The organism is Pseudomonas sp. H3(2019), assembly GCF_007713465.1.
Taxonomy (GTDB): domain Bacteria; phylum Pseudomonadota; class Gammaproteobacteria; order Pseudomonadales; family Pseudomonadaceae; genus Aquipseudomonas.
On sequence record NZ_VMSG01000041.1, the window covers coordinates 1 to 17,136 of the forward strand.

General features: G+C 55.2%; 17 protein-coding genes. 8 read left to right on the forward strand and 9 right to left on the reverse strand.

Going from position 1 to position 17,136, the window contains the following annotated elements:
- Window positions 1-160 precede the first annotated feature (160 nt).
- On the forward strand, window positions 161-628 hold the full coding sequence (locus FPT12_RS27075) for a cupin domain-containing protein (protein WP_145022543.1): 468 nt from the start codon (window positions 161-163) through the stop codon (window positions 626-628).
- Window positions 629-1,247: 619 nt separating this feature from the next.
- Here the strand turns inward: FPT12_RS27075 and FPT12_RS27080 are convergent.
- The 5 genes from FPT12_RS27080 to FPT12_RS27095 all read right to left on the reverse strand — a co-directional run bounded on the left by FPT12_RS27080 (window position 1,248) and on the right by FPT12_RS27095 (window position 7,033).
- Window positions 1,248-4,079, reverse strand: coding sequence for an amino acid adenylation domain-containing protein (locus tag FPT12_RS27080; RefSeq protein WP_145022546.1), 2,832 nt, complete (start codon window positions 4,077-4,079; stop codon window positions 1,248-1,250).
- Window positions 4,080-4,799: 720 nt separating this feature from the next.
- The gene (locus FPT12_RS28185) at window positions 4,800-4,928 is read right to left on the reverse strand and encodes a hypothetical protein (RefSeq protein ID WP_256676877.1); all 129 of its coding nucleotides are present in this window, start codon (window positions 4,926-4,928) and stop codon (window positions 4,800-4,802) included.
- A 221-nt stretch (window positions 4,929-5,149) separates the two neighbouring features.
- Window positions 5,150-5,845: an arsenical resistance protein ArsH gene (arsH, locus tag FPT12_RS27085; protein WP_145022549.1), complete on the reverse strand. Its 696-nt coding sequence runs from the start codon at window positions 5,843-5,845 to the stop codon at window positions 5,150-5,152.
- Window positions 5,846-5,859: 14 nt separating this feature from the next.
- Window positions 5,860-6,330: an arsenate reductase ArsC gene (locus FPT12_RS27090; RefSeq protein ID WP_145022552.1), complete on the reverse strand. Its 471-nt coding sequence runs from the start codon at window positions 6,328-6,330 to the stop codon at window positions 5,860-5,862.
- Between the two features lie 214 nt (window positions 6,331-6,544).
- Window positions 6,545-7,033: a hypothetical protein gene (locus FPT12_RS27095; protein WP_145022555.1), complete on the reverse strand. Its 489-nt coding sequence runs from the start codon at window positions 7,031-7,033 to the stop codon at window positions 6,545-6,547.
- A 405-nt stretch (window positions 7,034-7,438) separates the two neighbouring features.
- On the opposite strand from FPT12_RS27095, the gene FPT12_RS27100 reads away from it, so the two are divergent.
- The 3 genes from FPT12_RS27100 to FPT12_RS27110 all read left to right on the forward strand — a co-directional run bounded on the left by FPT12_RS27100 (window position 7,439) and on the right by FPT12_RS27110 (window position 9,397).
- Window positions 7,439-7,837, forward strand: a complete 399-nt coding sequence (locus FPT12_RS27100) for a hypothetical protein (protein WP_145022558.1) — start codon at window positions 7,439-7,441, stop codon at window positions 7,835-7,837.
- The gene (locus FPT12_RS27105; protein ID WP_145022561.1) at window positions 7,838-8,410 is read left to right on the forward strand and encodes a hypothetical protein; all 573 of its coding nucleotides are present in this window, start codon (window positions 7,838-7,840) and stop codon (window positions 8,408-8,410) included.
- Between the two features lie 324 nt (window positions 8,411-8,734).
- The gene (locus FPT12_RS27110; RefSeq protein WP_145022564.1) at window positions 8,735-9,397 is read left to right on the forward strand and encodes a ribonuclease T2; all 663 of its coding nucleotides are present in this window, start codon (window positions 8,735-8,737) and stop codon (window positions 9,395-9,397) included.
- Between the two features lie 96 nt (window positions 9,398-9,493).
- Here the strand turns inward: FPT12_RS27110 and FPT12_RS27115 are convergent, their stop codons facing one another.
- Both FPT12_RS27115 and FPT12_RS27120 read right to left on the reverse strand, forming a co-directional pair.
- A complete protein-coding gene (locus FPT12_RS27115; protein ID WP_145022566.1) occupies window positions 9,494-10,147 on the reverse strand; it encodes an HAD family phosphatase in 654 nt (217 codons plus the stop codon).
- Window positions 10,148-10,198: 51 nt separating this feature from the next.
- Entirely contained in the window at window positions 10,199-10,735 is a 537-nt protein-coding gene (locus tag FPT12_RS27120) for a demethoxyubiquinone hydroxylase family protein (RefSeq protein ID WP_178098923.1), read from the reverse strand.
- Window positions 10,736-10,945: 210 nt separating this feature from the next.
- Here FPT12_RS27120 and FPT12_RS27125 point away from each other — a divergent pair, with 210 nt between their 5' ends.
- The 3 genes from FPT12_RS27125 to FPT12_RS27135 are packed head-to-tail and all read left to right on the forward strand — an operon-like array spanning window position 10,946 to window position 14,327.
- Window positions 10,946-12,517, forward strand: coding sequence for a GGDEF domain-containing protein (locus tag FPT12_RS27125; protein WP_145022572.1), 1,572 nt, complete (start codon window positions 10,946-10,948; stop codon window positions 12,515-12,517).
- 59 nt (window positions 12,518-12,576) lie between these two features.
- Window positions 12,577-13,476, forward strand: coding sequence for a class A beta-lactamase (gene bla / locus FPT12_RS27130; RefSeq protein WP_145022575.1), 900 nt, complete (start codon window positions 12,577-12,579; stop codon window positions 13,474-13,476).
- 14 nt (window positions 13,477-13,490) lie between these two features.
- Window positions 13,491-14,327 (forward strand): arylamine N-acetyltransferase, encoded by an 837-nt coding sequence (locus FPT12_RS27135; RefSeq protein WP_145022578.1) that lies wholly within the window; start codon window positions 13,491-13,493, stop codon window positions 14,325-14,327.
- A gap of 26 nt (window positions 14,328-14,353) precedes the next feature.
- Here the strand turns inward: FPT12_RS27135 and FPT12_RS27140 are convergent, their stop codons facing one another.
- Window positions 14,354-14,779 carry a hypothetical protein gene (locus tag FPT12_RS27140; RefSeq protein ID WP_145022581.1) on the reverse strand — a complete coding sequence of 142 codons (426 nt, stop codon included), beginning with the start codon at window positions 14,777-14,779 and terminating at the stop codon, window positions 14,354-14,356.
- A 222-nt stretch (window positions 14,780-15,001) separates the two neighbouring features.
- On the opposite strand from FPT12_RS27140, the gene FPT12_RS27145 reads away from it, so the two are divergent.
- A complete protein-coding gene (locus FPT12_RS27145; RefSeq protein WP_145022584.1) occupies window positions 15,002-16,522 on the forward strand; it encodes a nucleobase:cation symporter-2 family protein in 1,521 nt (506 codons plus the stop codon).
- A 99-nt stretch (window positions 16,523-16,621) separates the two neighbouring features.
- Here FPT12_RS27145 and FPT12_RS27150 read toward each other — a convergent pair whose 3' ends face one another.
- Window positions 16,622-17,134, reverse strand: a complete 513-nt coding sequence (locus FPT12_RS27150) for an NUDIX hydrolase (protein ID WP_145022587.1) — start codon at window positions 17,132-17,134, stop codon at window positions 16,622-16,624.
- Window positions 17,135-17,136 lie beyond the last annotated feature (2 nt).

The following is a 17,136-nucleotide window of genomic DNA, read 5'->3' on the forward strand; positions in this document are numbered from 1 at the left end:
CATACATGCACCTCTGCAACATGTTATGCCCGAACACAAAATTTATGACAGTCCCTCAACCCCGGACTATTATGATCAGTTAGGCAGGCAGTCTTGGTAGGCCAATGCCTGTGTGTTCAATATCCCCCGACCTCGTTCAAACCGCTCTGAGGAGAACACGATGAACAGCAATCTCGTGGCGTTATCCGTTGTCTTTGCGATTGGTTGCCTTGGGTCATCAACGGGGTGGGCTGAGCCTGGCGCTTACATCATGGTTACCCCAAAAGACATCAAGTGGGCCGATACCCCTGCTTTACCGAAGGGGGCAAAAACCGCCGTCATCCAGGGCGACCCAAACGCTGGTCCATATATCGTGCGAGTAAAACTCCCGCCGAACTATATTATTCCCGCCCACACTCATCCTGACGAGCGCACAGTCACCGTGATCTCGGGCACGTGGTATCACGGCGACGGGGATAAATTCGATGCGACAAAACTGCATGAATTTCCGGCCGGAAGTATTTTTGGCGAGGGTCACGTGAGGCACTTTGGGGCAAGCAAAGGCACAGAGGTAATCCTTCAGGTGGAGGGTCCAGGCCCAAACGGGATTGACTACGTCAACCCGGCAGACGATCCAAGAAAAAAATAGCGTTCACGCTGACACCCAGTTTGAGCGTTGGGTCGGTTAAGTAAGGTCCCGTTGTGTATTTTTTTCCTTGCCCTTGTAATCAAATGGGTGTCACAGGTGACCAGCGGTGATATGGCTAATTGGGACGACCGCTATCGACCGAGGCTGTGTAAAAACGTTTTGAGCGCGACAGATACTTAAAACCGGAGTGGAAATCGCGCTTCTACGCGAAATCCACATCTGCTGACGTGCCGATAAATTTCAGACTTCACGTAGACGCGCACATTTCAATTTTGGCGAAGCGTTTTTACACACTCTGGACCCATTGCGGTCGGTCAGCAATTTTCCACCAGCGGCAGATTCAGACGGGTTGCAGACTTTCGCATTTGCCGAGAGTGGACACTCACCACGCAATCAAGAGCATGAATGCGCCATAACGAGAATTAGCTTGGATTTACGTCTGATTGAACACCGCGGCGTCGGTGCGTTTAAGCTTGATGCACCTGGTCCATGCGATTGCGGGGCGTTCGACAAGTATGTATGCGATGGCTGCAAAGACGATGCAGGTCGTACCGAAAGTGATAGTAGCCAGTACGTCCGAAGCAGTGGCAGTCGGCATGAAATGCAGGAATAATCACAGTCACGCAACTCGCTCAATCGTATCCGAACTGCTCTTCTTTCCTCGTCCATTCAAGCGCATTAAAACAATTCGAACTCCCTTGTTCCAGGCATAACCAACCCCAATTCCACCGGCTATGGCAAAGACTACCGCGAGCGCCGGCTGGTCAACGATGTGACGGGCCAGCGACTGAAACTGAAAATGCGTCAAATAAATAAACAACGTTGACGACGCTATTAATGCGAGTCCCCGCGCGATGATGCCTGGTACGGGAATAGACCGGATCCAAATCAACGCGAGAACGGCAGGCACGGCCATATCAATATATTCCTTCATTGCAAACTCGTGCAATCCATGGCTGAAGATTGCCAGAATATCTTGCCCGCCCAGCACAATGACAGCAACTGCGCTGACGATCAACTTCTGAACTCTTGAATTGGCGTAGTTAATTGCCATTCCGAGCACCATGATCGCAAGGTAGCGCTGTGGTACTCTGTTATAAAGCGCTGCAGTATCAAACAAATACGTGTTAATCATAACGCCAGCCACTGCCAATACGCATGACGCAATGACAAGACAGCGAAATGGGTCGGAAGTTACTGTTTTTCTAACGCGTTCGAACGACAGAGCGAACCCGATTATTATTATCATTTGTACGAGGACTTCAATATACCAATACGCAAAGCCATTTGTGAGATTCGGTGAGAACCAATTCGAAATCAGCAACAATGTTTGCCAGTGAATCCTATCGAACAGCATCTGATTCAAAGTAGTGTAAAGTATTGTCGGTGCCGCGATACTGATAACGGACTTGACAAGCGTGCGCGCGTTGCCACGGTCACTTATGATTTTAAATTGAAATCTTGCCAGGCTGAGGCCGGATATTATAAATAATACCGTTGTTTCGCCTGAAACTGGCCATTTTGGAAAAAGATGAAAATGCGAGACAATAATAAACATTATAGATATTACGCGTAAAAAAACGGGAACCTCCATCGCCCGAACTGACAGCTTCGAAACCTTGGTTTTGTTGGCCAGCTCACAAAGATCACATATTGACGTCATTTCCCATTGATCTGGCAGATGGCCAATAAGTTCTTCAAGAACCATTGAAGCCTGAACAAACGAGAGTGAATCCCCACCCAGCTCCACGAACGATAAGTTTGCATCGGCGCGCGGGATTTCGAGTATTTCAGACCATGCATCCGCCAGTTTTAGCGCGAGCGGCGATAGATCCTGGCGCGAGTGTACAGTAGCCGCATCCGTGTTACTGACAATCAGAGGCAACGCCCGCTTATCAATTTTTCCATTCGGCGTAAGTGGAATAGCGTCCAGAAAAACGAACAACGCCGGCACCATATATTCCGGGAGTCGATTACTGACATGTTCACGCAATTCAACAGATGAAACAGGCTCTATTGAAATGCAATATGCAACCAGCTTTACGATCGAACTGTCATTGACGGCCAGAGCAGTGCACTGTTTGATCCGGGGATGCTGTGATATAGCGCCTTCAATTTCAGTAAGCTCAATTCGATGACCCCGAATCTTGATCTGATTGTCGCCTCGCCCCAGAAAGATGACACTGCCATCTGAAAGATAAGTGCCAAGGTCGCCGGTTCTATAGCAAATGTCGTCCTCGACATTCGCAAATGGATTCACAACAAATCTTTCCCTGGTTTGCGCAATGTCACCCCAATAACCGAGCGACAAATAGGGGCTGCGTATAAGAATTTCTCCGGCCTCTCCTTCGCAGACCAACTTATTTGAGTCATCCACGACCAGCAGTTGTGCGCCTTCAATTCCTTTACCAAGTGGAATCCTGGCATTATTAGCTTCAGGGTCGATCTGATGGTACGCCATTGCCTGCGGAGTTTCCGTCGTGCCGTAAAAATTCACACTAACTGCATTTGGTGCAACGACGCGCATTTGTTCGTATAACGTACTGCTTAATGCATCTCCACCCCAAAACAGGTATCGCAGAGCGTTGAATTTTAGTTCATCGATTTTTGCTCCAGTTTCAATAAGCTTTCCCAGGGGGGGTGTAAGGTGAATAACGGATATTCCATTTTTATGTATCCACGCCGCCAAAGCCGACGGATCTATGACGGTTGACTGTGCCGGACAGATGATTTTCGCGCCAATGGAGAGAGGCGTAAATACGTCCCTGTATACAGGGTCATGGCCAAGCCCGGAAAGCAAGGAAAAGCAATCGTCTTTTGATAACGAATGACGCTTGGTATGCCACTCAATAAAATGAACCAAAGGCGCATGATGTGTCGCAATTCCCTTCGGTTCGCCAGTGCTGCCCGATGTAAATGTAATATACGCCGGATGACAAGGGTCGACTTCTGGCAAAACCCTTTGATCAAAGGCGAACTCATGCAGTGATTCGGTGGGAATTTCCGGAATTCTGACGACCCGCGGATAGGAATTCTCTGCCCTTGGCTCAAAGTGCTCGAGATTGAGGTTGACTGTAGCTTCACCGCATAGCAGAACAAAGGTAGGCTGAAGCGCTCGAATGATTTGACCTACGCGCGCTGGTGGATATGCATTGTCGGCAACTGTGAACGTCAATCCGGCACGGGAGGCGCCGAGCATTGCATAGACCAACCCCGCACAGCGACTCGAAACAATAACAATCCGGTCGGATTCGGTAGCGCCATTTCCAATCAAGAAGGACGCAATGCCCTGGCTTATCTCTTCAAGCTGACGATAGCTGCAAGTCGCGTCTTGAGAGATTACAGCAATTGCATCAGGCGAGCGTCTCGCATGCTGTAAGAAGGCCATGAATATCGGACGTTCGACACAATAATCCAGACGAAGCGTTGGGTTTGGGCGGACATCCTGCATGTTATTTTTATACTCCACCTAATCTATACGAGATTAACGTCGTGCCCCGAAAATCCTGAGTGAGATGACGCTGAATTTATCGGTAGCGGTGGCAACAATATGGAGCGTCGAGCAGCCCGCTGAGTGGTTCAGGCCGAACGATTAAACGTTAGTGCAGAGTGGCCGGCGGCGCCAGCGCGGGTCCGGAAATGGGGGCAAATTTATTTTTCTGCAGTGGCCGCTTTGGGTCTCACTCACGAACGACCGTATATGGCTTAGCTGCCTGAAAGAGGGCCAAGGAACTGCCGTGATGCGTTGCTGTTGCAGGACTTCGCGGGTGTGTTGGCGATTCCGCTGCGCGATGGGTGTGATTTGATGGATGTGATTGGGCGGCGGTTGCAGAGGTAAAGCAAAGGGGCGGCCGTGAGGTTGCCCCTTTTTGGTTGGGTGTGTCCCGTCCTGCATAGCTGTCGAGTCTGTGAGTCTGTTTCAGACCTGGGCCGCGTTCGGATGACGCGTTGGTAAATCAGGAGACGCGATCCGTCGTGCAAACCGCGTGCGTAGGATTTGCGAGGACTTTGTTCTCGAACGCAGCCTCGCGGGCTCGGCAGCTGCTACGGGGATAGTCTTTTCCGTGTTTCAACTTTGTGTAGATAGTTGTCGGTGCAGTCAGTGGGGGCAGGTTGATTTTTTATAATAATCAACTTTACCTGCCCACTTGTTTTTTAAAGTGATTGACAGTCAATCTACGCTCTCATTAGCCTCTCTTTCGGCCTGTTCTTTCTTCCGGTTTTTTAAATCTCTTCTGGCAGCCCATACAAGACCAATGATTGTAACGGCAACAAAAATGACGATTTGTTCAGTAGGCATTTGCTTTCCTTCATAAGGCATCCGTTGGAATAGCGACGTCCCTGAATTCGCATAAGGTCTGTCCATGCTAATCAACGAAAGGAATGCAATTGTTAAGAATGTGTACCTCAGATGTAAAAGAATGTGATCGGAGGCGGGGCGTGAATAGTTAAAGTGTTACAGAAGTTGTAAGAAGTATGCAGGAGCGGCTATTGCAGCCGCTCCTTGTTTATTTCGAGCCTTTATATCGAACGCTGATTAACCCGCTTGCTCAGTTCCTCCGCGCTTTCCTTGCGCTCCGAGTAGCGGTCGACGAGGTCGGGGCGGTCGCGTAGCAGGAGGGTGAATTTCACCAGTTCTTCCATCACGTCGACCACGCGGTCGTAGAGCGCGGAGGGTTTCATGCGGTTCTGATCGTCGAACTCCAGGAAGGCCTTCGGCACGGAGGACTGGTTGGGGATGGTGAACATGCGCATCCAGCGCCCCAGCACGCGCAGTTGGTTGACGGTGTTGAACGACTGCGAGCCGCCCGAGACCTGCATCACGGCCAGGGTTTTGCCTTGGGTCGGGCGTACGGCGCCCATCGCCAGCGGCACCCAGTCTATTTGCGCCTTGAACACGGCGGACATCGAGCCGTGGCGTTCCGGCGAGCACCACACCTGGCCTTCGGACCACTGCATCAGGGTCAGCAGTTCCTGGACTTTCGGGTGGTCGCTGGGGGCGTCGTCCGGCAGCGGCAGGCCGGAGGGGTTGAAGATCCGCGTCTCGGCGCCGAAGTGCTCCAGCAGTCGGGCCGCTTCTTCCACCAGCAGGCGGCTGAACGAGCGCGGGCGGGTCGAGCCATAGAGCAGCAGAATGCGTGGCTTGGGGTTGTCGACCGCGGCGTGGTGCAAGGTGTCGGAAAGCAGCGTGTCGAGGTTTGGCAGTTGATCGCTCATGCTGGGGCTCCAGGCTAAAGGGTGGCGATGCGCTCGAGTTCGCGCTGGAGTGCGGCGGCGTCGAGGCGTTCGAACGGCAACTGGAGGAAGGCGCGGCAACGGGTTTCGATGGTGGCCAGCGTGGCGTTGAAGGCGGCGTTGATTTGCTCTTCGCTGCCGCTGACGTCGGACGGGTCTTCAAGCCCCCAATGCGCCTTGAGCGCGGGGCCGAAATACACCGGGCAAACTTCACCGGCGGCCTTGTCGCATACGGTGATGACGATGTCTGGCGGGCTGTCTGCAAAGGCGTCGTTGCCCTTGCTGCTCAAGCCGTCAGTGGCAATGCCGGCGGCCTGCAAGGTGGTCAGGCTGCGGGGCAGGACCTGGCCTTTGGGAAAGCTGCCGGCGCTCACGGCTTCGAAGCCTGCCGGGGCGAGGTGGTTGAACATGGCTTCGGACAGGATGCTGCGGCAGCTGTTGGCCGTGCACATGAACAGGACTTTCATCGATTTCTCCGTAGGGCGCCGGGCCGGGGGTATGAATATATGGTTTGGCGAATATACGGATTGTCGGATATCAGGTAAAGCGCGGTAAGTGACATGGGGCGGTGCAGATTTCATGGCCGGAACGAAAATGGGCGACCGCTAAGGGTCGCCCATTTTTTCGGGATTGGCAGGGAAGGGGGACACGCCACGATGTATCCCCAAATGGCGCTCGGCTTTAGAGCGCCAGGCCTTCCTGTATCACCGAGAGAAAGTTGTCCTCATTGAGTTCGACCGGATCCGGTCGAGGTTGTCCGCTGCGCGGGATCGTCTGGATCTGCCAATGTGCTTCACCGTGTTCGGTCTCGGTCCGGCTCAAATACAGCGCTTGGCTTTTGGAGAGGACATCGACACGGCCCATGCCGCCAATGATAAAGCGCGCGATGGGGTCGAGGGTGATGCTGTGGTGGTTGCCCTCAATCAGCAATTTGTCGATGGCGTAGTTGAAGGTCTCGCCGGAGGGGAGGCTTTCGATAACGTGTGTGGGGATGCGGCGAATGTTCAAGCCGACTTCGGTCAGTGGCTCTAGCCATGCTTCAAGCTGGTGGTACATCGCATAGACCTGTATCGGCCAATGCTCAATTGCCGTATCGGCGCAGGCTTCCGCGTCCGCACGGGTCTGTTGTTTCTGTTTCAGTTTTGCAGCGAGCTCATCTGCCTTACTCATTCCGATTCCCTATCGTGGTGTGAATTTTAGCGATGCCGCACCAAGGTACTTCACCCGAGTATGCGCTGACCAGACCGAAAAAAGCTCAGAGAAAAAAGCGCGATTGGACTGTGTTTTACGGCGGGAAGCTGTGGCTATTGTCCTGTTTTCCTGTCGGAAGCTTGGTTGAAGGGCACTGCTGTTGTGCTGTAAGCTCCGTGCTCGACTTTTCGAGAGTCGAACTAAAGCCCGATTGAAAATTACTGCGTACTTTGCAGGTGTCTGTTCTATTTTTATCTATCGATAGAGTAGCAATCAGAGTTGTTGGTGTTAGTGAGCCACTGGATAGAGTAACTCGTATTCAGCTCAAGGAATGATATCTGGCCTACCGATCTCATCGGTTAATATACGTGTGAAACTTTAAATATGATCAAGCAAAGTGTGAAATCCATCGCGTCCCTCGGGTTGGTATTGGTGGCGAGCCTCGCCTGTGCCTCGGCTCCTGAGACGGTTGACTTGGGGGAGTTGTATGACAGCTACCTTGAGCACAATCAGTCCTCCATGAACATGCCGCAGTTCAAGAAAGAGATTCTGATTTCCGGGAGCGTTCTCGGCGTTTCGAAGAACTTCTCCGGCGATGCCGTGATGGAAGCCGGTCTTGCCGATTCTGATGAAGTACTGGCAAGACTGACGGGTTTTGACGCGGACGAGTCGAACAAGATGGACGCGATGGCGGTCGGTACCGACTTTAAAGCGGTGTGCGTACTGGCGATGACGATGGGGTCGGAATACATGGCCCTGACTGACTGCGTGTTCAAGCCGTAAGTGCGTGTTCAATCCTCTTGGGCCGTGTTGGCGTTCACCGCCTTCGCCAGCCTGGCCGTAAACGCTCAGCCGCTGGATCAGCGGGATTTGATCGAGCGTTTGACGCACTGCACGGCTTCTTTGCAAGACGTTGTGGTCTTCAACGGTCTGGTTGAACGCAAAGAGCTGACACTGACCGCAGTGTCAGAGTTCGAACCGTGGGGCGGTCTGGCCTGGACCATCGAACCTGCGCTGTCCTTTGGTAACGTGAGTTCGTCGGTGGCGGTGATGAACGACCATCGTAGTTTTTACCTACGGGTGCCGTCCACTCAACCCGGTGTGGATATCCGGACAACCGCTCAGCAGTTGCAACTGGTGAATACCGGCACCCGCGGTGAGGCCAACGATTTCCGTAAGGTCATGGACGACCGAACGCTCCAGGCGATGTCTACTGGCGAGCCGGATAACTACTGGGTTGGATGTTTCTACGATCAAGACGCGGTACAGCGGCAGTTCGATCTGGAACTCAATGCAACGCCAGAACGTATGAATGAAAAAAATGCCAGGCAACAGGCATTGGACAATGATAGTTAATATTGCCCCGGTGATTTCATACACCTGAGCACTTAATGGCGTATACGCCATAAGGAAAAGGGGCCGGTTACTCATGTCTGTAAGTCAGGAGTGGCCGGTCCTTTTTGCGCTGTATTTCCCATGCCGCCATGGCAGTTGCGTTACTCCTCGCTGCATGAAGTATCCTGCTGAATTCACCGCATTGTGCTTTTCTATAGGCGCGACATGTACAACCTGTTGTGAGCAACAGGTGGTTGAAATGTCCGTGTGAGCAGAATCGTGCTGGCATTAAAAGTCAGCTCGACAATGAGGCAACCAACCGATTCGCCTCCGGGGAGAGGGTTAATGAAAAAGCTGTATGCACTGGTTGCGCTCTTTGCGCTGACGATTGGCAGCGTCGGCATGAGCGACGCTCGGTCCCATCGCGATAAGCAGCAGACCGAGTCGGTGGCGGGGGTGTTTGATTACTACCTGCTGACACTGTCCTGGTCGCCGACGTTTTGCCTGACTCATCAGAACAACCCGCAATGCTCGGGCAAAGGCTATGGCTTTGTGCTCCACGGTCTCTGGCCGCAGTACGCCAAGGGCGGTTGGCCGGAGTCGTGTCTGCCGATGGTGCCGTTGTCGCCAGCGGAGCAAAAACAAGGGTTGACGCTGTTTGTGACGCCAAAATTGCTTCAGCATGAATGGTCCAGGCACGGCACCTGCAGCGGCCTTGGCGCCTCGGGTTATCTGGATATGGCGGACAAGGCGGTTGGCACGGTGAAAATCCCGGACAAGCTGAAGCCCTTGAGCACCGAGATCTACTTTCCGGCACAGGAAATTGCGCAGATGTTCCGTCAGAGCAATCCCGGGATTCCAGAGAATGGCATCGCGATTGTCTGCAACGGACCCGAGTTGTCAGAAGTGCGCGTGTGCCTGGGTAAGGACTTGTCGTTCGGGTCTTGCGGCAAGGGCGTGAAAAGTCAGTGTCGGGCGGGTGATATTCGGGTTCCGCCAATGCGTTGATGGGGATCGTCATAGACGTATTGGCATAAAAAATGGGCGACTTCGGTTGCCCATTTTTGTGTGTGTTGCGTTGAATTTGTGTTGCCTGTCGGTTCGTTATGCCGGCTCGCTCAGTGCCTGCACCGGCAACCCCAGCGCTGCCAGGTCTTTGCGCAGTTGCGCGGCACTGGTGAACTGCAGCGCATTGAAGCCTTCCTGACGTGCACCTGCGATGTTCGGCGCGTGATCATCGATAAACACTGCATGGTGACCTTCGAACTGGTAGCGAGATTTCAGTAGCTGGAAGATCGCCGGGTCGGGCTTGATGAGACCTTCTTCGCCGGACACCAGAATGCCCTCGAATGTGTGCAGAAAGGGAAAGCGCTGAAGGGCAATCGGGAAGGTTTCGGCGGACCAGTTGGTCAGGGCCAGCAGGCGGACGCCTTTGGCGTGCAGTTCATCGAGGATCTGCACGCTCTCTTCCAGCACGCCGCCGAGTGTCTCTTCCCAGCGCTCGTGGTACGCACGAATCAGCGCCTCTTGTGACGGATGCCGCGCGATGGCTTCCTCGATTCCATCCTGCCACGACCGGCCTGCGTCCTGGCGCTCGTTCCACTCGGGAGGGCAGACCTCGGAAAGAAAAGTCTCCATGGCCTGTACGTCATCGCCGAAGATTTTTCGGTAGAGGTTTCTTGGGTTCCAGCGAATCAGGACGTTGCCGAGGTCGAACACAGCGGTGTCGATGGTTGCGGGGCGGTTCAGAGTGTTCATGCTTTTCCTCCATGGATTGGCTTCTGTAGACGGTTTTAGGGAGCCCTTGTTTTACCGCATCCCAAACCGAATGACACCCTCCGTAAACAAACCGATCATCCATCTGAACGGCCCATACAACAGCGCGCTGCCGCCCTCGACTCGACCGGTATCGCGGTGGTTTTCCTCATCTTCCAGAATCGACTGGACCGTTTCATAGGCCGCCAGGTCGTTCCGGCTTTCAAGGTAGGAGAGCTGGTTTTTCAAATGGCTCACCACGACCGATTCCACGGCCCAGGTGCAGGCCATGACGCCGCTTTTTCCGAGCAGTGCCGAGATAAAACCCATGAACCAGCCCCCGGCGCCGCAGAGCCAGTAGCTCTTGCACTTGATGCCGTTGCGGCGCTGTATCTCTTCCCAGAACCGGTTCATGTGACGTTTTTCGTCTTCCATGAAGCTTTCCAGAAGAGGCACGTAGTCTTTGCGTAGCAGGCGCGATACAAAGATCTGCGATCGGTAAATGTTGATAGCGCCGAATTCCCCGGCGTGGTTCACCTTGAGAATCTTTCTGGCGGTGTCCAGCGATGCGGTGCTGTCTTTATATTTCATCGGGCGTGGACACTCACAGGGCAGTTTTGGTGGGAAGCATTGGCGTTTCAAACGAGTATCAACAAATGCGTTGAACATTACAGGAGAAAACAAGAAGCGGGGGTTATGACTCGCACCACAATTGCTCCTCATCACCCCTGTAGGCTAAGCTCCCCCGCCATTAAGGGATCTGGGCTTTTGCTCATGCCTTACCCTTCAAGGATGACGCTTTTGCCTACCCCTATTCACGACCCTCATTACACCCCCGGCGGCCCGCTTAAACGCCTGCCGCTGCGCAAGGCTGCGATGATGTTTGTTGCGGCGGTTTGCCTGTGTTTGTGTGGTTTGCTTTACCTGCAACTGGAACAGTCCCGGCGCTACGATTTGTCGTTGGCTGAGGTGGCGTCGTCGAACCTGACGCGGGCGATGGCGCAGCAGGCGCAGGACACGTTTCTGAGCGCGGACCTGGTGATGACCAGCCTGGTCGACTGGATTCAGGCAGAGGGTTTTGGCGTAATGCAGAACCCGCGGCTGCAACAGATCTTCGCACGTCGGGTGCAGGCGCTCGAGCAGTTACACGGGCTGTTTCTGTTCGATAAAAACGGCCAGTGGGTGGTGACATCGTTTGATGACTTGCCGCGTCGCGGGGGTGTGGCCGATCGCGACTACTTCAAGTTCCATCAGCAGAATCCTACCTTGCTCGCGCACATCGGGCCGGCGATTCGTAGCCGGCAGAATGGCGAGTGGATCATTCCGATTTCCCGGCGGATAAACGACCCGCATGGCGAGTTCCAGGGCGTGCTGCTGGCCGGGATCAAGCTGTCGTACTTCGATCAGTTTTTCAAGAGCTTCAGCATCGATGACAATGGCGTGATGTTTCTGGCGTTGTCGGACGGTACGCTGCTGGCCAGGCGACCGTTCGAGGAGGCGCGAATAGGCGAGTCGCTGGCGCATGGGGATATTTTCCAGAAGTATTTGCCCCATGCCAGTTTCGGCAATGGGATGATCCGTTCGGTGGTGGATAACGTGATCCGGCTGTATGGCTATCGTCAGTTGGACGCCTATCCGCTGGTGGTTGCCGCGGCGACCCCGAAGGAGACGATTCTTCGGGGCTGGTACGCCAACGCCTATCAATCCAGTGTCGTCGTGGCCCTGGTGGTGCTCGGTGTGGGTTTGTTCGGTTGGATGTTTGTGCTGCAGGTGCGCAATGGTGAGCTGATCGAGGCGGACTTGCGGACTGCGCAAGAGCAGCTGGAAGTGATCGCGACTCACGACAGCCTGACCGGGTTGGCGAATCGTCGGCTGTTCGAACAGGCGCTGGATATCGAATTTGCACGGGGTGCCCGCCAACAGAGTTCGTTGAGCCTGATCATGCTCGATATCGATTTTTTCAAACGTTACAACGATGCCTACGGTCACGTGGCGGGGGATCAGTGCCTCGCGGAAGTGGCGCGTGCGGTAAACAGTTGTTGTCTGCGCAAGTCCGACCTGGCAGTGCGTTATGGCGGTGAAGAGTTCGCGGTGCTGTTGCCCGGCACTGACATTCATGGCGCGTTTACGATTGCCGAGCAGATCCGCCTCAGTGTCAAGGACAAGCACATCATCCATTCAGGTGCGCCTTTGGGGCATCTGACGGTGAGTCTTGGCTGTTATGCGTTTGTGCCCAATGACGGGGATAGCATTGAAGTGTTCATCGAGCGGGCAGACGCGGCGTTGTATCAGGCGAAGCATTTTGGTCGAAACCGCACGGTGGTGTCTACGCAAGGAAGTCCTAAAGTGGTACTGCATCCAGAAGTGCGATGAAGGGGTGGGGCGCGATTACAGAGCTGCCCCGTAAGCAATGTTTTTTTACGAGGCACCGCATGAAGTATTCACCTTCGCGACGTTCATTGTTGAAGGCAGGTCTGACACTGCCATTGATCACGCTGGTAGTTCCAGCCTGGGCTAACGCCTCAGCTGCGGATAAACCGCTGGCCGAGTTGTACAAGAAACTTGCCGAGTTGGAGAACAGTGCGAAAGGTCGATTGGGCGTTGCCTTGATCAACACTGCCAATGGTCACGAGATTCAGTATCGGGGCGGAGAGCGTTTTCCGTTCTGCAGTACTTTCAAGTTGATGTTGGCTGCGGCCGTGTTGCACAAAAGCATGGCTGAGCCGGGGTTGCTGGAAAAGCATATTGCCTATGCTGAAGCCGACCTGCTGTCTTACGCCCCCATCGCCAAACAGAATCTGAAGCAGGGCATGAGCGTTGCGCAGTTGTGCGCCGCCACGTTGCAATACAGCGATAACACTGCCGCCAACTTGTTGATCAAGGAGTTAGGTGGAGTGGCAGCGGTTAACCTGTTTGCCAAAGGCCTGGGTGATCCGGCGTTCCGGCTTGATCGCCGGGAGCCGGAGTTGAATACGGCGATTCCTGATGATCCGCGTGATACCACGACACCGGCAGCGATGGCCGCCAGCGTGCAGAAAGTGGTGCTGGGTGATGCGTTGGCAACAGCGCAGCGTGAGCAGTTGGCGACCTGGCTCAAGGGCAATACCACCGGCGATGCGAGCATTCGGGCTGGCACACCGGCGGGGTGGATCGTCGGCGATAAAACCGGTAGCGGCGACTACGGCACCACAAACGATGTGGCGGTGCTTTGGCCACAGACAGGCGCACCCGTGGTGCTCGCGGTTTACTTCACCCAATATCAAAAAGACGCCGAAGCGCGTCGTGATGTTCTGGCGACTGCCACCCGTTTGGTGATGGCGCACGCGTCCTGAGCAAGGAGTCATTGATGATTCAGACTGAACTGTCGAATGTTGACCTCTACCTGAAACGCCTCGGTTACGACACACCGCCGTTGCCTACCCTCGACACCCTTCGAGAGTTGCAGTCGCGTCATACCGCAACGTTCCCTTTTGAAACCCTGTCGACGATGTTGTGGGTTCCGGTGCCCATCGACCTGCCTTCGGTCGAGCGCAAAGTCCTGCACGAGGGGCGAGGTGGTTACTGTTACGAACTCAACAACATGTTCCTTGCCCTGCTTCAGTACCTGGGGTTCGAAGCCCGAGGGATCACCGGGCGGGTGGTGATGGGCGGCCCTGAGGACGCGTTGACTGCACGCACTCATCGCTTGAGCCTGGTCACCCTGGACGGCGTTCGTTACATCGCGGATGTCGGCTTCGGCGGCATGGTGCCTACGGCGCCGCTACGCCTCGATACTGAAGAGGAGCAGCCGACCGGCCATGAACCGTACCGAATCGTTCGCCAGGACAGCAGCTACGCGTTGCGCGCGAAGGTCGCGGGCGAGTGGCGGCCGATGTATGTGTTCGATCTGCAGGCTCAGTCAGACGTCGACTACCAGATCGGCAACTGGTATGTCTCGACTCACCCCGACTCTCCGTTTCGGGGGCAGCTGAAGGTGGCGCGCACCGGGCCCGGGATGCGCCGCACGCTCATCAACGGCAGTTATGCCATTCACCGGATGGGCCAGGAGAGCGAACGCCGGCAATTCACGGATGCTGATGAAGTGATTGCGGTGCTGGAGCGCGAGTTCGACATTCGCGTGCCGCAGCATCCAGAGTTGAAGCAGGTGCTGGCGCAGTTGCTCAGCTCAAGTGAATCAGGCTGACACTTGAGCAAACATCCCGCTTCTACTTACCACTCGTGAATACATCGGCAGGTCAGCCCCAGGCGTGGATAGATCAGCGGTATGTTGTATTTGCGTATGGTGAACTCATAGCGGTACTCGGGTTGGCCGTGGAACGTCGCGAAGAAATGCTCGTCGTCCAGCCACTCAACTTCATCGAGTATGTACGAGTTGTACCATTGACCGACGGTGCGCTCGCTCAGAACTGTTCGAAGGTCTTTGTCTATCAGCGCAAAACACACCGCCTCCTCAAATGGGCAGTCGAAGTCGGTTACCAGTAGATAACCGGCTGTGGTTTCGTATTGGCGCAGCAGGGTGAAGCCAGGAATAGTCAGATCCGATGGCTGGCTATCTATGATGACGGATGTGCGTACCGGCCAGGTTTCGTAAGGGCCTTGATGTTGCGCGAGGGCGAAGCGTGCAACCGCTTTCATTTAAGGTAGTGCTCGGATCGATTGATTGGCTGGAGCTTATCGTAGGAGGCACGCTTCGAGGTAGCGCGACTGCTCTGCGTGGCGCGTTGGGTAGGGTTGTGAACGATTGCAGTAACAATTCAATTTGAGCGTTGCCTGGCAAACTGTATACAACTCTATAGACATTTGTCTTGAGTATTGAATACAGTGTGCGCATAACAAAAAACCAGGGAACCCCCCACGATGAAAACGCCCTCTGTTTCACACCAACGGCCTGAGGATGAAAACCTCGGGGTCGGCGCGAATATGGCTTACGGCCTGCAACACGTTCTGACCATGTATGGCGGGATCGTTGCGGTACCACTGATCATCGGCCAGGCGGCCGGGCTTTCTCCGGCCGACATCGGTCTGTTGATTGCGGCGTCACTGTTTGCAGGGGGCTTGGCGACATTACTGCAAACCCTCGGATTACCGTTTTTCGGCTGTCAGTTGCCGCTGGTGCAGGGTGTTTCGTTCTCGGGCGTCGCAACCATGGTGGCGATTGTCAGCAGCGGTGGTGAGGGCGGTTTTCAGTCGATTCTGGGGGCGGTGGTCGCCGCCTCGTTGATCGGATTGTTGATCACACCGGTGTTTTCTCGAATTACCAGGTTCTTCCCGCCGTTGGTCACCGGCATCGTGATCACCACTATCGGCCTGACGCTGATGCCTGTGGCAGCGCGCTGGGCCATGGGCGGTAACAGTCACGCCGAAAGCTTCGGCAGCATGGCGAACATCGGGCTGGCGGCATTGACGCTGACGCTGGTGCTGATGCTGAGCAAGATCGGCAGCGCCACGATCTCTCGCTTGTCGATCCTGTTGGCCATGGTGATCGGCACCGTGATTGCGGTGTTCCTCGGCATGGCCGACTTCTCGACGGTGACACAAGGGCCGATGTTCGGCTTCCCGGCACCGTTCCACTTCGGCATACCGACCTTCCATTTCGCGGCGATTCTGTCGATGTGCATCGTGATCATGGTGACGCTGGTGGAAACCTCTGCGGACATTTTGGCGGTCGGTGAAATCATCGGCACCAAGGTTGATTCCAGGCGTCTGGGCAACGGTCTGCGGGCCGATATGCTGTCGAGCATGATCGCGCCGATCTTTGGCTCCTTCACCCAAAGTGCCTTTGCGCAGAACGTCGGGCTGGTGGCGGTGACCGGGATCAAAAGCCGCTATGTGGTGGCCACGGGCGGGGTGTTCCTGGTGGTGCTCGGGCTGTTGCCGGTGATGGGGCGAGTGATCGCTGCCGTGCCGACATCGGTCCTCGGCGGTGCCGGTATCGTGTTGTTTGGCACCGTAGCGGCGAGTGGCATTCGTACGCTGTCCAAGGTCGATTACCGCAACAACGTGAACCTGATCATCGTCGCCACTTCCATCGGCTTCGGCATGATCCCCATCGCGGCCCCCAACTTCTACGATCACTTCCCGAGCTGGTTCGCGACCATCTTCCATTCCGGCATCAGCTCGTCGGCGATCATGGCGATCGCACTCAACCTGACCTTCAATCACTTCACCACCGGTAACTCGGACCAGCAGTCGGTCTTTGCTGCCGGCACCGAACGGACCTTGCGTTTCCAGGATCTGGCGGCGTTGCGCGAAGGGGATTACTTCAGTCGCGGCAAGCTGCATGACTGCGACGGTAACGAAGTCCCGGTGGTGGTGGATTCGTCCCACGGCCCGACGGAGCATCATGCGGGGCATGCCAAAAGCAGTGAGCATGTCTGACGACACTGTGCAGAGCGGCGCTTGACCGACGACGCGCTCACAATCGATAAACAGAAGGGCAGAGGGGATTGCATCTCCTCTGCCCTTTTTGCATGGGCGCTAGGGGCGACCGGCCTCGCTGGCGATCAACATCATTGCCGCCGAGAGCGTGTGGCCATCGGTGATCTGGCCGGCGGTGATCATGGCCATCAGTTCTTGGCGGGTGATGAACAAAAGATCATCCACCTCGCCATCGGTTGCGTCGGTGGCTTGTGTATCGAGGTAGACCTGGCACACCGCAACCGCACTGGCAATCAGTGATGTATTGCTGTGCAGCAAGCCCAGCTCCTTGACCTTCAGCGCCTGCCAGCCTGTTTCCTCCAGCAGCTCGCGGGCCGCCGCGTCGCTGGCGGTTTCGTTCTCGTCGATGGCGCCCCGCGGGAACTCGATGGACATCCCGCCAATGGCCCGGCGCTTGAGGTTGACCAGCATCAACCGGCCGTCTTCCAGGGTCGGTACGGCCACCACGCCATTGATAGCGTGGGCTTCCTTGATGATGAAGTAGCCGTTCTCGCGGACCACGTTGAAGTATGGGGTTTCCAGCAGGCACTGGGATTCGGTGACAGGCTTCATGC

Coding starts and splice junctions, on each gene's coding strand:
- FPT12_RS27135 (WP_145022578.1), top strand. CDS start 13,491: ATGATTCAGACTGAACTGTCGAATGTTGACCTCTACCTGAAACGCCTC.
- FPT12_RS28185 (WP_256676877.1), bottom strand. CDS start 4,928: ATGCCTACTGAACAAATCGTCATTTTTGTTGCCGTTACAATCATTGGT.
- FPT12_RS27115 (WP_145022566.1), bottom strand. CDS start 10,147: ATGAACACTCTGAACCGCCCCGCAACCATCGACACCGCTGTGTTCGAC.
- FPT12_RS27080 (WP_145022546.1), bottom strand. CDS start 4,079: ATGCAGGATGTCCGCCCAAACCCAACGCTTCGTCTGGATTATTGTGTC.
- FPT12_RS27090 (WP_145022552.1), bottom strand. CDS start 6,330: ATGAAAGTCCTGTTCATGTGCACGGCCAACAGCTGCCGCAGCATCCTG.
- FPT12_RS27095 (WP_145022555.1), bottom strand. CDS start 7,033: ATGAGTAAGGCAGATGAGCTCGCTGCAAAACTGAAACAGAAACAACAG.
- FPT12_RS27075 (WP_145022543.1), top strand. CDS start 161: ATGAACAGCAATCTCGTGGCGTTATCCGTTGTCTTTGCGATTGGTTGC.
- FPT12_RS27110 (WP_145022564.1), top strand. CDS start 8,735: ATGAAAAAGCTGTATGCACTGGTTGCGCTCTTTGCGCTGACGATTGGC.
- FPT12_RS27145 (WP_145022584.1), top strand. CDS start 15,002: ATGAAAACGCCCTCTGTTTCACACCAACGGCCTGAGGATGAAAACCTC.
- FPT12_RS27150 (WP_145022587.1), bottom strand. CDS start 17,134: ATGAAGCCTGTCACCGAATCCCAGTGCCTGCTGGAAACCCCATACTTC.
- FPT12_RS27120 (WP_178098923.1), bottom strand. CDS start 10,735: ATGAAATATAAAGACAGCACCGCATCGCTGGACACCGCCAGAAAGATT.
- FPT12_RS27100 (WP_145022558.1), top strand. CDS start 7,439: ATGATCAAGCAAAGTGTGAAATCCATCGCGTCCCTCGGGTTGGTATTG.
- arsH (WP_145022549.1), bottom strand. CDS start 5,845: ATGAGCGATCAACTGCCAAACCTCGACACGCTGCTTTCCGACACCTTG.
- FPT12_RS27140 (WP_145022581.1), bottom strand. CDS start 14,779: ATGAAAGCGGTTGCACGCTTCGCCCTCGCGCAACATCAAGGCCCTTAC.
- bla (WP_145022575.1), top strand. CDS start 12,577: ATGAAGTATTCACCTTCGCGACGTTCATTGTTGAAGGCAGGTCTGACA.